Below are 13356 nucleotides of genomic sequence, written 5' to 3'. Positions count from 1 at the left end.
GGCGCTGTAAACAGCGCCTTTATCTCACTTAAATGATTAAGCTTCTTTTTTTGCTTGTTCGCGTAAACGAATACCTAGGTCACGCAATTGGTTTGCTTCAACTGGTGCTGGTGCTTGCGTCAATGGACATTCTGCTGTCTTGGTTTTTGGGAATGCAATTACATCACGAATAGAAGATGCACCTGTCATCAACATGATCAAGCGATCAAGACCAAATGCTAAACCACCGTGCGGAGGTGCGCCGTAACGCAATGCATTGAGTAGGAAGCTGAATTTCTCTTCTGCTTCTTCTTCGCCAATACCTAAAGCTTCAAAAATCGCTTTTTGCATTTCTAAGGTATAGATACGAAGTGAACCACCACCGATTTCAGTACCGTTCAATACCATGTCATATGCAACAGAAAGTGCTTCACCTGGATTGTTCTTCACTTCTTCAACACTTGATTTAGGCAGTGTGAATGGGTGATGCACAGATGTCCATTTGCCATCATCAGTTTCTTCAAACATTGGGAAGTCAACAACCCAAAGCGGTGCCCATTCTTTTGTTGCAAGATTGAGGTCATGACCGATTTTGACACGAAGTGCACCCATTGCATCGTTTACGACTTTGGCTTTATCTGCACCAAAGAATACGATGTCGCCGTTCTCAGCACCAACACGTTTTAATAGATCAAGTACGATTGGCTCGATGAACTTAACGATTGGTGATTGTAGACCTTCGATGCCTTTTTCAAGCTCGTTAACTTTAATATAAGCCAAGCCTTTTGCACCGTAGATACCGACGAATTTGGTGTATTCGTCAATCGCACTACGTGGTAGCGAACCAGCACCTGGAACGCGTAACGCAACAATACGACCTTTAGGATCTTTCGCAGGGCCAGCGAATACTTTGAACTCAACGTCTTGCATTAAGTCTGCAACGTCAACCAATTTCAATGGAATACGCATATCCGGTTTGTCAGATGCATAGTCACGCATTGCGTCCGCATAGGTCATACGTTCAAATTTATCGAATTTTACATTCAATAATTCATCGAACATTTTAACCGTTAAGCCTTCCATTAAATCCATGATGTCATCGTCACTCATGAACGATGTTTCAACGTCAATTTGGGTAAATTCAGGCTGGCGATCCGCACGTAAATCTTCGTCACGGAAACATTTAGCAATTTGGTAATAACGGTCAATACCGCCAACCATCAACAATTGTTTGAACAACTGTGGTGATTGTGGAAGTGCGTAAAAGCTACCATTTGAAACACGGCTTGGAACCAAATAGTCACGTGCACCTTCAGGGGTTGCACGCGTCAAAATTGGTGTTTCAACGTCTAAGAAACCATGATCTTCGAAATAGTTACGAATTAAGTTTGTAACTTTAGAACGGAAGCGTAAACGTTCTAGCATTTCTGGACGACGAATGTCCAAGAAACGATACTTCAAACGAATTTCTTCAGAAATATTGGTGTTTTCATCATTCAATGGGAATGGAGGCGTTTCAGAAGCAGCGAGTACTTCGATTTCTTTACCTAAAACCTCGATTTGACCACTGACCATGTTGGCATTTTCAGTACCAGCATAACGACGGCGAACACGACCTGTAATTTTTAAAACGAATTCAGAACGCGCTTTATCAGCAGTTTCAAATGCTTCTGGGGTATCTGGGTCGATAACCACTTGTACGAGGCCATCACGGTCACGCATATCAAGGAAAATTACACCACCATGGTCACGGCGACGGTGGACCCATCCACATAGAGTAACTGTTTGATCGATTTGGGCTTCAGTAAGAGAGCCACAGTAATGAGTGCGCATCATATTGAATTATATATCCAAACTATATTGGCTAGAAGGTGAATGCGTAAACAGCGCAGCACCAATGAAGGGGAGATTATGCCTTGTTGAGCGTCTTGTCTCAAGTCTTAATATATGTAAACAGATGCTTTGAGAGAAAACTAAGCCTTATAAGCTTTACGATCTAAAAATAATAACAGGAGACATGCAACCGTAAACAAGATGAGACCAGTCTGTGTAAATTCATTGATCGATTTTCCAATAAAAAAATAAGGTTCACTTAACCAGATTTCAGACGCAATATGACGGCTATAATCCCAAATGGATAATAGTCCGCCAAGGACTGAAATAATTAAACTGACAACCACGAAAGTTTTAATTTTTTGTGGAACCAAGCTGTTTTGCTTGTGACTTTGATAGTAATGCCAACACATCCAAAAAATAAAAGGGAGGGCGACAATAGATGAACCAATTTGTAAGATAAAATGCAATGGATAAGTAAAGCCGAACAACGAGATTTGCTGAGCAAGTACAGTTTTAAATGCAAAGGTGCGAAAGTCGAGATGCGTTAGTCCATCCCAAATCAAATGCGTTGCTGTTCCAATGATAATCGCAAAGCAACTCATCAAGCTAAAAGCAATAAAACTGTCAAATGAATGAATATTTAAATCATCTCGAATTGCAAATAGTCGATAGAGGACGGGACGATAAAGTAAATACCAAAGTAAACTAAAGAATAGTCCAATGGGTAGATTTGGAAATAAAACCCCGGCCCATTGATGGGTAAGAACAATGCTTTCGGATGTAAACAACCGATATAAATCTGGTGCCATACAGCCGATCGCCAAGGCTGCGATTGGTAAATGACCTTTGCTGAGTTTGGATAAGGGAGGTGCAAGAACAGCGTGAGACAAGGTAAAAGGCATATTGTTATAAAACAAGTTTTATAAAATCATGGAGCCACAGTGTAGCAAATGTTTTTTTCAGCTATGTTTTTTATTGCAAAATAAATGAAATGTTATAGTATAACAACTAATATTTGAGCTGATCCGAGACACGGTATGTCATTTTCAAAAAATATTTTAACCTTATCTATACTTGCTGCTGCATCTGTATCGGCACTCGCAGCAGAAAATCAAAAAGTCCAAACGCTAGAAACGATAAGAATCAAAGCACATCCACTTGAGCAAACTTCACAAGACTTTGCGGTTGCAGATACAGTGGTTGACCAAAAAACTTTGACTGAAGGTGCTGTTACGATTGGGGATGCACTTGCCAGTGAAGTTGGCATTTATTCCAATCAATTTGGTGCGGGTTCTAGCCGACCTGTAATCCGTGGGCAAGATGGTGCACGTGTTAAGGTGCTTCAAAACTCTTCAGAAAATATCGATGTTTCTACATTGTCGCCTGACCACGTCGTAACGGTTGATCCTGCGCTTGCAACGCAAGTAGAAGTAATTCGTGGACCATCTACCTTATTATTTGGTGCGGGTACTGTGGGTGGTTTGGTCAATGTAAATGACAGTAAACTCCCAACAAAAATGCCAGAAAAAGGCTATGAAGGTAATGTAGGGCTACGTTACAACACAGGCAGTGACGAAAAATTAGCAAGTGCTGGCGTAACTGTAGGATTGGGAGATCAATTTGCATTACGTGTTGAAGGTTTAAAGCGAGAAGCTAATGATTATATTGCACCGAACTATTTCCATGAGGGTGAAAAAGAGCGTCGTGTAGATAATACTTTTGCTGAAGGACAAACGGTAAATGTAGGATTATCTTGGATTTATGATCGTGGTTTTACAGGGATTTCATATAGCAACCGTCAAGATAAATATGGTTTACCTGGACATAGCCATGAATACGAAAGCTGTAGCGCACACTTAACAAGTCGCCCGCATTTGCATTGTGGTGAACATGGTCATGGGCATGATGACCACGACCACGACCACGACCACGACCACGACCACGACCACGATCATGATCATGCACATGGTGGGCCTTGGATTGATCTAAAATCTGAACGTTATGATTTCCGTACAGAATTAGATGATCCATTCGCAGGCTTTAAAAAGATGCGTGCTCAAGCGAGCTACACTGATTATCGCCATGATGAAATCGAAGAGGATACCATCACGACTCGATTCAAAAATAAGGGTTATGACGGACGTTTTGAGCTGGTTCATAATCCACTTGGGGCATGGGAAGGAGTAATTGGAACTCAGTACAGCCAACAGAAGTTGACTTTAACTGGTCAAGAAGCTTTCTTGGCACCGAATACCACCAAGAAATGGAGTGTATTTGCTTTAGAGCATGCGCAATTCAATGATGTTCATGTTGAGCTGGCAGCGCGTGCAGAACAACAAAAAATTGATATTGAAGATTCAAGCAAGAAAGATTTTGATGGTTCAGCGTTTTCAGTATCAGGCGCAGCGAATTGGGAGTTTGCTCCAAACTATAAACTTTCATTTGTGACATCACATCAACAGCGTTTACCGCTTGCACAAGAGTTATATGCAAATGGTAAGCATTTTGCGACCAATACCTATGAATTGGGCAATGATCAGTTGAAGAAAGAGAAGTCAAATAATGTAGAACTAGGTTTCCATTATGACGACAATACATTTGATTACCATGTTCACGTTTATCATAACTGGTTCGATGATTATATCTTTGCACAGACATTAGATCGTTATGAAGACTTCCGATTAGTTGAGTACACCCAAGATAAAGCTCGTTTCTATGGTGCTGAAGCTGAGGCTGGCTATCAAGTTTCACCAATCTATAAAGTGAGCGTATTTGGTGATTACGTTCGTGGCAAGATTGACAATGAGAACGCGCCTCGTGTACCAGCCGGTCGTTTAGGTACTAAAGTCAAGGCTAACTTTGGCGACGGATTTAGTGGTTCTGCAGAGTATTATCATGTATTCCAACAGGATAAGATTGCTGCATATGAAACCGATACGCAAAGCTACAATATGGTTAATCTCGGTGTAGCTTACTCTGGTCAATACAGTAAAGCGGCTGACTATCGCGTATTCTTGAATGCGAACAACGTGTTAGATGAAAAGGTTTATCAACATGCGTCATTCTTATCAACGATTCCACAAGTTGGTCGTAATTTTACAGTCGGTGTAAATTTTAACTTCTAATTTTTCACTTAAATCTTATTGAAAAATCAAAGTATAAGCTCTAGCCTTAATCCATTAGGCTAGGGCTTTTTCTGTTTATATGCGTATCTTCCAACGAATCCATCAAAAATTAAACTGGTCAGGTCGACGTTACATGGCAGTCATATTAAGTATTTTGGTGATTGGGTATCTTGCTTCTGCAATTTACCACACAGTAAAACCACTTCCGAAAGGATTGGATTTTACTGGACCACTTCGCCATGCCAATGTGAAATTTTTAGCGGATCAAACCTATCTAGATACGCAGGGACAGCAACAGGTTGATCAACACATTTTTGATGAAATGTTGCAACTGATTAACGAGGCTAAAACCACCATTGTGCTGGATATGTTTCTTTTTAATCAGGAAGTCGGAAAGTCAAAAGTCCAGCAGCGCCCATTAATGCAACAATTAACAGATGCGTTGGTGGCCAAACGTCAAGAAAACCCACAAATACAGGTGGTGCTGATCACGGATCCAATTAACTCGGTTTATGGTGGGATTGCTCCAACACATTATGCTCAATTACGCCAAGCAGGTATTCAAGTCATTGAAACAGACTTGAAGCCTTTACGTGCTTCAAATCCATTGTGGTCTGGATTTTGGTATATCTGTTGTCAGGACTTAGGGAATAACCCAAATCGAGGATGGTTAAACAATCCATTCGGTGAGCAAAAAATAACTTTGCGTAGTTATTTATCGCTGTTTAATTTTAAGGCCAATCATCGTAAAACCTTGGTTGTGGATACAGATTCAGGTTGGAAAAGCTTGGTCACTTCGGCAAATCCACATGATGGTAGTTCTCGACATAGTAATGTTGCATTGGTCGTAGAAGGCGCAACAGCAATAGATATGCTGCAAACAGAGCAAACGGTTGCACAGATGTCACAAGGGGGAAGCCCGATCGTGATTATGGGCGGCCTAATTGAAGATCAAAGTCTCCCTCAAGTTCAAGTACTGACTGAAAAAGCAATTTACACAGCTGTTCTGAAAATGATTGAAGGTACTGAGAAAGATGAATATTTAGATGTTGCAATGTTTTATCTGTCTGAAAGAAAAATTATCAATGCGTTGAAACAGGCACAACAACGGGGCGCAAAGATTAGGATTATTCTTGATCCCAATAAAGATGCTTTCGGACGTCAGAAGAATGGCATACCTAATCGACAAGTCGCTTCTGAATTGAATGCTGCAGGCATTCCAATACGTTGGTGTGATACCCGTGGCGAGCAGTGTCATAGTAAAATGTTATTAAAATACGATAAACAACATGCCGAGTTGATTTTGGGTTCTGCTAACTTAACCGCACGTAATCTAAAAAATTATAATCTAGAAACCAATATGCGAGTGCTTGGTTCTACACAAGCGCCAGTGTTTAAAGATGCTCAGCAGTATTTTGATTCTTCGTGGGAGAATCAGAATGCACGTCAAATCACGGTTGATTATGTAAAGTATGCGGATGAATCGAAAGGAAAATACTGGTTGTATCGCTTTATGGAGTGGTCAGGTTTATCGACTTTTTAATGCTTATAACCCCTCTTTTGATAAGAGGGGGTGATATTTCTTTAGGCACTCGGCGGGATCAACTGATCCAAATCTTTATCTGCAAGTTGCTCTAATTCGCTTAGGTCTGTTTGAATTTTCCACTGACTTTCATCATCAACTGGATTGGGTAAACGTGCTTCTAACCAATCACAAATCACGTCTGGATTAAACTCAGGATGATTGCATTGAATTACCCAAGCCAAAAAGTCTTTTGGCTCGCCATTCATATACGGTGGGGGAGAAACTGGGAAAAACTGTGTAGGTAAACGTTCATTGGTCGATAAATAGTTCAATACATGTCCGAGTTCCTGAACGGTTTGCCATGCGAGTGGATGTTCTACATCGATATTGAATTTAAACCACCATGCATGTTGACCATCTGAGCCATGCGCAACAATACGTGATTCTTGAACGCTAGGAACTTTACAAAAAAATTGATAGAGACGATCAAAGTTCATTTCCGACACAGCTATTGACTCAAAACTCAAAAGTAGATTCTAGCACATTCTAAAAGTCAGCTAAAAAGTGTCTCCTTATTTCATCCTAAATCAAATTGAAATGGCAAACAATGTAACAGTCTCTGTAGATTTTTTGTTCTAAAATATTGTAATGATAGTCCTTATGAGGATCGGGCAATGCTGCAATCAAAATATTATCGACATGGTATGATCGGTTTGCTGAGCTGCTTTTCAGCGATGACTTATGCTGATAATGCATGGGGTGGTTATAGTGGTGTAGAACGTCGGTCTTATCATCAAACTACACCTTCTTATCAGCAACCTGCGCAAGATCCTTTTGCATTTTCTAATCAGCGCTATACGCCAACTGCTCCACCTAAAGGCTATTACTATCAACCTTATCAAAATAGCCATCCATATCCGCGCTATCCACAACCTCGAGTACGAATAGAATATTATCCTGATACACAAACAGAATATCGCTATCGCCGTGAATCCTTTGTTGTTGGAAATGCATTACCTGCTGAGTTTAGAAATGAACGTTATGTGGTGCGGGATTGGGGATATTATTCATTACGTGAACCACCACGAGGCCGCCATTGGGTTGTGGTCGATGGTCGTTACTTTTTGGTGACGGATGATAATTACACCATTGAAATTATCCGTTGATATGCTCAGTGTACCAATAATGGACAGCTTCAATCAGTCTCCATAATTTCTTGGAAATGATTACAAAGTTTTGCAATGTCCAAGCTTTTGTTCATGGTTTCTCCCAGAGTTTCTTTTAATCTGACTTCAGATCAAAGAATGAAAAAGACATTAGCACTACTAGTTTCAACAATAATGCTAGGTATGTCTGCATGTGCTGTGGCAGAGCCGTCAAACCAATGGAAACATGATCATAGAGATCGTTATGACCATCGTTACGACCGTTATGACCATCGTAAAGACCAACGTAAGCCACCACATTGGTCAAATGCGGATCGTGGGAATCATTATGGACAACGTATTACATTTAAACGTGGTGAACGTGTACCTTCTCAGTTCCGGAATAGCCGTTATGTGATCTCTAATTATCGTCAACATCGTTTGTATCAGCCACCACGTGGTTATCAATGGATGAAGATACAAGGTCGTTATATCTTAGTTGATTCTAAATACCGCGTGTATCGTGTCGCATAAACTAGAGACAAAATTCAAGCAGGCTGTGGCCTGCTTTTTTTATGCTAATTCGTCATCTTGGGGTTTCGGGATTTTATTGGCGGACACAGTATGTTCTTGATCTTTACCGCGAAGTACTGATGGGTAGTGCCATGATGCAAAACGAACTACGAGAATTGCAAAAGCTAGGATTAGAATCGAACCAGTAATAATCACAAGATCCATGGATGCCTTATGATGGTGCTGAATGTCGGCAATCAATAAGCGAGTCAGAGCGGTAATGGCAATATAAATTAAAAAGCGGACAGGCATATGATTGGTTTTGAAGTAAATGCCAACCATTGCCCCCAGTTCAAGATAAATAAATAGTAGAAGAATGTCATCGATGCTTGCATATTGTTTGACGGTGAGCATCTCAATCACAGTATGCACGGCTGACCATGCGATCATGCAGCCAATGATGAACAAGGCAATATAATGAAAAGCCTCAACCGCATAATGACCAAAACGATCAGACAAGCGTTGTAAATTTTCCAGTTTTTTATCTTTTTGAGTAGGCATTGCAATAGTGACTCTCAGCGCGATGATAAGTCTGTTATGCAATTTCTATGCTGTTTTATAAAATTTGATAAAAAAAACGCCTGAATTTTCAGGCGTTTTTAGTTTGCTTTAATTAGGCTTGATTCGTGAAGTAATCTTCACTAAAGCTCATGATTAAGTCAGAACCAGCTTCAACTTTCTTAATACGTGATTCTAGTTCAGGTAAAATACGTGTTACGAAATATTGAGCTAAAGCAAGCTTGCTTTGGTAGAAATCACCAGACTTGTCTTTCGCAGCAGCAGCGATTTTTGCGAACATATAGGCAAAGCTGAGTAAGCCAACCGCATGTAAATAATCAACCGCAGCTGAGTTCGGGAACTCTACATTTTCCGCAGCTTGTTCAATGATAAACTGAGTGACTGCTTCAATTTCTGTCGCCGCATCTAAAGTTGCATCTTTGATGAAGTTCAAATCTGCGTCTAATGTATTGGCAAAGTCACGGATTTCAGTGATGTATTCAGCGATAAATGCACCGCCATTTTTAATCACTTTACGACCAATTAAATCCTGAGACTGAACACCGTTGGTGCCTTCGTAGATTTGAGCAATACGAAGATCACGAATACATTGTTCCATGCCCCATTCACGGATATAACCGTGACCACCAAATACCATTTGTGCATCTAAGGTTGCTTGGAATGCAGTATCTGTGAGGTACGCTTTTGCAATTGGGGTTAACAACGCAACGCGGTCATTAGCTTTTTTCACTGCTTCTGGATCAGTTGAGAATTTAGTGATGTCGAGTTGTTGACCTACGTAAACTGCAAATGCACGAGATGCTTCATTGTTGGCACGAACATTGAGCAACATACGACGTACATCACCGTGAACTAAGATGCTGTCAGCCGGTTTGTTTGGTGATTGAACCCCAGCAGCGCTGCGACCTTGTAGACGATCAGTTGCATACTGTGCTGCATTTTGGTAAGCAAATTCAGAAGCACCAAGACCTTGGATACCCATCGATAAACGTTCATAGTTCATCATCACGAACATCGCTGCAAGACCTTCGTTTTCTTTACCAACGAGGTAGCCTTTTGCACCATCAAAGTTCATGACACAAGTTGCAGAGGCTTTGATGCCCATTTTGTGTTCGATTGAACCAGGACCTACTGGATTGCGTTCACCTAAAGAACCATCTTCATTTACAAGGTACTTCGGTACGATGAATAAAGAAATACCGCGAGAGCCAGCTGGCGCATCAGGGGTTTTTGCAAGTACCAAGTGAATGATGTTTTCAGCTAGGTCGTTGTCACCGCCAGTGATGAAGATTTTTGTACCAGTAATATTATAAGTACCGTCTTCGTTGCGCTCAGCTTTAGTTTTGATAATCCCTAAATCTGTGCCTGCATGTGGCTCAGTTAAGCACATGGTACCTGACCATTCACCAGAGTAGATTTTAGGTAAATAAGTTTCTTTTTGCTCTTGTGATGCATAGCTATTTAATGCCATACCAGCACCCACAGAAAGAAGCGGGTAGAGCATGAATGATGGGTTGGTTGCAAATAACATTTCATCAGAAAGTACAGTCAGCATTTTAGGCATTGCCTGACCGCCCCATTCTTCATCCGCACCTAAGCCGATCCAACCGCCTTCAGCGTATTGACGGAAAGCTTCTTTAAAACCAGCAGGTGTAAATACATCACCATTTTCCCAACGCGCGCCTTCTTCATCACCTGTACGGTTAAGAGGATGAGTTACATTCTGCGCAAATTTAGCCATTTCTTCTAAAATTGCTTCAGCGGTTGCCGCATCTACATGAGCAAGATTCTCATTAGCTTGCCAAAATTGTTCTGCGTTAAATACATCATTTAAGATGAATTTCATGTCTGCTAAAGGAGCATTGTAAATTGGCATAATCGTTCCCTTCTACGCACAGGTCATGTGCAAAGTGATCAAATAAAACGAACAAATAAATGAATAATCTAAATTTAGCATTGATTAAACAAAAAAAGGACGGTCAAAACTGACCAGTCCTTTTTTTGTGATGAACGTTGCATCTCACTCTAATCTATGATTAGAACGCGAAGTGTTCCGCATCAAGTTCAAACAATGGCGCAACACCAGTTGAAAGTACATCTACATGCGAGCGAACACGTGGCAGGATCTTCTTGAAGTAGAAGCGAGCAGTCGCTACTTTCGCATTGTAGAAGTCAACATCAGTTGAGCCTTCAGCCAGTTTCTCCTGAGCAACAAGTGCCATACGTGCCCATAGGTAAGCAAGTGTGACATAACCAGAGAAGTACATGTAGTCAACCGCAGCTGCACCAACTTCATCAGGGTTTTGCATTGCACGCATACCGATTTGCATGGTGATATCGCCCCATTCTTTGTTTGCAGCAGCCAATGGTGCAAGGAATTCTTGCATTGCAGCATTGTCTTTGTTTGCTTCAACAAATTTATGGATGATCTTGGTGAAGTCTTTCAACATTGCACCTTGAGTTTGCAATACTTTACGACCTAAAAGATCAAGTGCTTGAATTTCAGTTGTTCCTTCGTATATGCAAGCAATACGTGTATCACGTACAATTTGCTCCATACCGTATTCAGAAATAAATCCGTGACCACCAAATACCTGAACACCATGTTTTGCAGATTCAGAACCAGTTTCAGTTAAGAATGCTTTAGCGATTGGTGTTAACAGAGACAAGATGTTGTCAGCAAATTTACGCTCTTCTTCAGTTTCGCCTTTTTCAACGATATCTGCATACTGAGCCAATAAGTAAACAAGTGCACGACCACCTTCAGCAAATGCTTTTTGAGTTAAAAGCATATTACGAACAGCAGGGTGAACAATAATTGGATCTGCTTCTTTTTCAGGCGCTTTAGGACCTGAAAGTGCACGCATTGCTAAACGATCTTTCGCATATGCTAAAGCACCTTGGAAAGAACCTTCAGATGCAGCAAGACCTTGAACGGCTGTACCAATACGTGCAGTGTTCATGAATGTGAACATGCAGTTTAGGCCGCGGTTTTCTGGTCCGATCAAGTAACCTTTTGCTTTATCAAAGTTGATCACACAAGTTGCGTTACCATGGATACCCATTTTGTGTTCGATTGAAGCACAACGTACAGCGTTACGCTCGCCAACTGAACCATCAGCATTTACAAGGAATTTCGGTACGATGAACAGCGAAATACCTTTAGTGCCTTTAGGTGCTCCAGGTAAACGTGCAAGAACGATGTGAACGATGTTGTCAGCCATGTCATGTTCACCAGCAGAGATAAAGATTTTCTCGCCAGAAATTGCATAGCTACCATCATCATTTGGTTCTGCTTTGGTACGAATAATACCTAAGTCTGAACCTGCATGAGATTCAGTTAAGCACATTGTACCTGTCCAAACACCTGATACAAGGTTTGGCATATACGTCGCTTTTTGTTCATCAGAACCATGGTGTTCAATTGTACGAACAGCACCATGAGAAAGACCTGGGTACATACCCCAAGACCAGTTCGCTGTACCGACCATTTCAGAGATGGCAATCCCTAAAGAGTTTGGTAACGCTTGACCACCGAATTCTTCATCAGCAGATAAAGATGGGAAGCCAAGTTCGATATATTTTTGATACGCTTCTTTAAAACCAGTAGGCGTAGTGACAACACCGTCATTCCAAGTACAACCTTCACGGTCGCCTGATTGGTTGATAGGAGAAAGTTCATTCTCACAGAAATCTGCCGCTGCTTCTAAATATTGATCAACCAATTCACGGCTTACGGTGCCCTGAAATGCAGGCAGTTTTGCGTAATGTGCTTCAGCATTTAATAATTCGTGCAATACGAACTGCATATCACGTAAGGGTGCTTTGTATTGTGGCATAGCATTTTCCTCAATACTGGTTAAACCAGAGTTATAATCTTAGTCAATGATAAATGTGCCCAATTAATGGCACCATTTTGTACCGCTAATCGTGCAGCAAGTTATAGTTCGGTACAAGCTATTACAGGTCATTTCTTAGTGACTGCTAAGTCAAAGATTGTTATGTAGCCTGTTTAAGCACTGAGATTGTATGTGTTTTTTGAGGTTTTTACTCAAATTCGATCGCTAAAATCGTAAGCAGCTGTGTAAAGCAGTAAAAATGTGATTTTTATACTAAATTCCACCACTAAAAAAGGCGCTTCAATGCGCCTGTATCAACGGTGATTTGAATTAAGTTGTTGCATTACTTTGTCGTTTAAATTGTGATTTATCAGGCGTAAAGCGTACTTCACATGTTCCTTCGATTAGACGATTATTCAACTGAACATTGACACGCTCACCAATTTTTTTCCCTTGGCAAGCTTGTTCTACTTTTGCTCGTTCCGCTTTGTGTTTCGCTCGCATTTGTTCACGATGTTCTAAGCGTTGTTCACGTTTGGCTTGCCACTCAGCACGTTGTTCTGGTGTAAGTTCACGTTTTTGGTGAGCATGACGCTGCTCTGCTTCTATTGACGGTTTTTGTGCTGTTGTTGATTGGCAAGCTGCTAAACCCATCGCAGAACCAAGTAGTGCCGTCATCATAACGAGTCTAGTTTTGTTCATCGCTATATCCTATATCATTGATTGTGATTTGATGGATAAAGATTAGATAATAAAGATGAAGAAACAATGGAGAGTTTTTTTGAAGCATGTTGGGTACAATTCATAAGTAGAAC

Annotated in this window: 11 protein-coding genes; 4 read left to right on the top strand and 7 right to left on the bottom strand. The window is 40.9% G+C overall.

From position 1 onward, the window contains the following. Positions 1-36 precede the first annotated feature (36 nt). Both aspS and F927_RS07915 read right to left on the bottom strand, forming a co-directional pair. A complete protein-coding gene (gene aspS, locus F927_RS07920; protein WP_004640772.1) occupies positions 37-1815 on the bottom strand; it encodes an aspartate--tRNA ligase in 1779 nt (592 codons plus the stop codon). Between the two features lie 137 nt (positions 1816-1952). Then, positions 1953-2717, bottom strand: coding sequence for a DUF4184 family protein (locus F927_RS07915; RefSeq protein ID WP_005083335.1), 765 nt, complete (start codon positions 2715-2717; stop codon positions 1953-1955). Positions 2718-2852: 135 nt separating this feature from the next. Between F927_RS07915 and znuD the strand changes: the two genes are divergently transcribed. Both znuD and F927_RS07905 read left to right on the top strand, forming a co-directional pair. Then, complete coding sequence (gene znuD / locus F927_RS07910) at positions 2853-4940, top strand: zinc piracy TonB-dependent receptor ZnuD (protein WP_005083332.1); 2088 nt, start codon at positions 2853-2855, stop codon at positions 4938-4940. Between the two features lie 79 nt (positions 4941-5019). Next, a complete protein-coding gene (locus tag F927_RS07905) occupies positions 5020-6483 on the top strand; it encodes a phospholipase D family protein (RefSeq protein WP_017394638.1) in 1464 nt (487 codons plus the stop codon). 41 nt (positions 6484-6524) lie between these two features. Here the strand turns inward: F927_RS07905 and F927_RS07900 are convergent, their stop codons facing one another. Then, positions 6525-6971, bottom strand: coding sequence for a hypothetical protein (locus tag F927_RS07900; protein ID WP_020846199.1), 447 nt, complete (start codon positions 6969-6971; stop codon positions 6525-6527). Positions 6972-7139: 168 nt separating this feature from the next. Between F927_RS07900 and F927_RS07895 the strand changes: the two genes are divergently transcribed. Then, positions 7140-7631 carry an RcnB family protein gene (locus tag F927_RS07895; RefSeq protein ID WP_005083327.1) on the top strand — a complete coding sequence of 164 codons (492 nt, stop codon included), beginning with the start codon at positions 7140-7142 and terminating at the stop codon, positions 7629-7631. 138 nt (positions 7632-7769) lie between these two features. Continuing rightward, positions 7770-8144, top strand: coding sequence for an RcnB family protein (locus tag F927_RS07890; RefSeq protein WP_005089172.1), 375 nt, complete (start codon positions 7770-7772; stop codon positions 8142-8144). A gap of 39 nt (positions 8145-8183) precedes the next feature. Here the strand turns inward: F927_RS07890 and F927_RS07885 are convergent, their stop codons facing one another. The 4 genes from F927_RS07885 to F927_RS07870 all read right to left on the bottom strand — a co-directional run bounded on the left by F927_RS07885 (position 8184) and on the right by F927_RS07870 (position 13243). Continuing rightward, on the bottom strand, positions 8184-8684 hold the full coding sequence (locus F927_RS07885) for a phosphate-starvation-inducible protein PsiE (protein WP_004640761.1): 501 nt from the start codon (positions 8682-8684) through the stop codon (positions 8184-8186). Between the two features lie 112 nt (positions 8685-8796). Next, positions 8797-10578 (bottom strand): acyl-CoA dehydrogenase C-terminal domain-containing protein, encoded by a 1782-nt coding sequence (locus tag F927_RS07880; protein ID WP_005083323.1) that lies wholly within the window; start codon positions 10576-10578, stop codon positions 8797-8799. Positions 10579-10738: 160 nt separating this feature from the next. Continuing rightward, a complete protein-coding gene (locus F927_RS07875) occupies positions 10739-12541 on the bottom strand; it encodes an acyl-CoA dehydrogenase C-terminal domain-containing protein (protein WP_005083322.1) in 1803 nt (600 codons plus the stop codon). 330 nt (positions 12542-12871) lie between these two features. Further along, entirely contained in the window at positions 12872-13243 is a 372-nt protein-coding gene (locus F927_RS07870; RefSeq protein WP_005083320.1) for a hypothetical protein, read from the bottom strand. Positions 13244-13356 lie beyond the last annotated feature (113 nt).

The organism is Acinetobacter haemolyticus CIP 64.3 = MTCC 9819 (genome assembly GCF_000369065.1).
In the GTDB taxonomy this organism is placed as follows: Bacteria; Pseudomonadota; Gammaproteobacteria; order Pseudomonadales; family Moraxellaceae; genus Acinetobacter; species Acinetobacter haemolyticus.
Note: the sequence above shows the minus strand (reverse complement) of the source record. Positions and strands in the feature narration are given on the sequence as shown.

Excerpts from the sequence above, each read along its gene's own strand:
- F927_RS07895 (WP_005083327.1), top strand. The coding sequence starts at position 7,140 with ATGCTGCAATCAAAATATTATCGACATGGTATGATCGGTTTGCTGAGC.
- F927_RS07905 (WP_017394638.1), top strand. The coding sequence starts at position 5,020 with ATGCGTATCTTCCAACGAATCCATCAAAAATTAAACTGGTCAGGTCGA.
- F927_RS07870 (WP_005083320.1), bottom strand. The coding sequence starts at position 13,243 with ATGAACAAAACTAGACTCGTTATGATGACGGCACTACTTGGTTCTGCG.
- znuD (WP_005083332.1), top strand. The coding sequence starts at position 2,853 with ATGTCATTTTCAAAAAATATTTTAACCTTATCTATACTTGCTGCTGCA.
- aspS (WP_004640772.1), bottom strand. The coding sequence starts at position 1,815 with ATGATGCGCACTCATTACTGTGGCTCTCTTACTGAAGCCCAAATCGAT.
- F927_RS07915 (WP_005083335.1), bottom strand. The coding sequence starts at position 2,717 with ATGCCTTTTACCTTGTCTCACGCTGTTCTTGCACCTCCCTTATCCAAA.
- F927_RS07890 (WP_005089172.1), top strand. The coding sequence starts at position 7,770 with ATGAAAAAGACATTAGCACTACTAGTTTCAACAATAATGCTAGGTATG.
- F927_RS07885 (WP_004640761.1), bottom strand. The coding sequence starts at position 8,684 with ATGCCTACTCAAAAAGATAAAAAACTGGAAAATTTACAACGCTTGTCT.
- F927_RS07880 (WP_005083323.1), bottom strand. The coding sequence starts at position 10,578 with ATGCCAATTTACAATGCTCCTTTAGCAGACATGAAATTCATCTTAAAT.
- F927_RS07875 (WP_005083322.1), bottom strand. The coding sequence starts at position 12,541 with ATGCCACAATACAAAGCACCCTTACGTGATATGCAGTTCGTATTGCAC.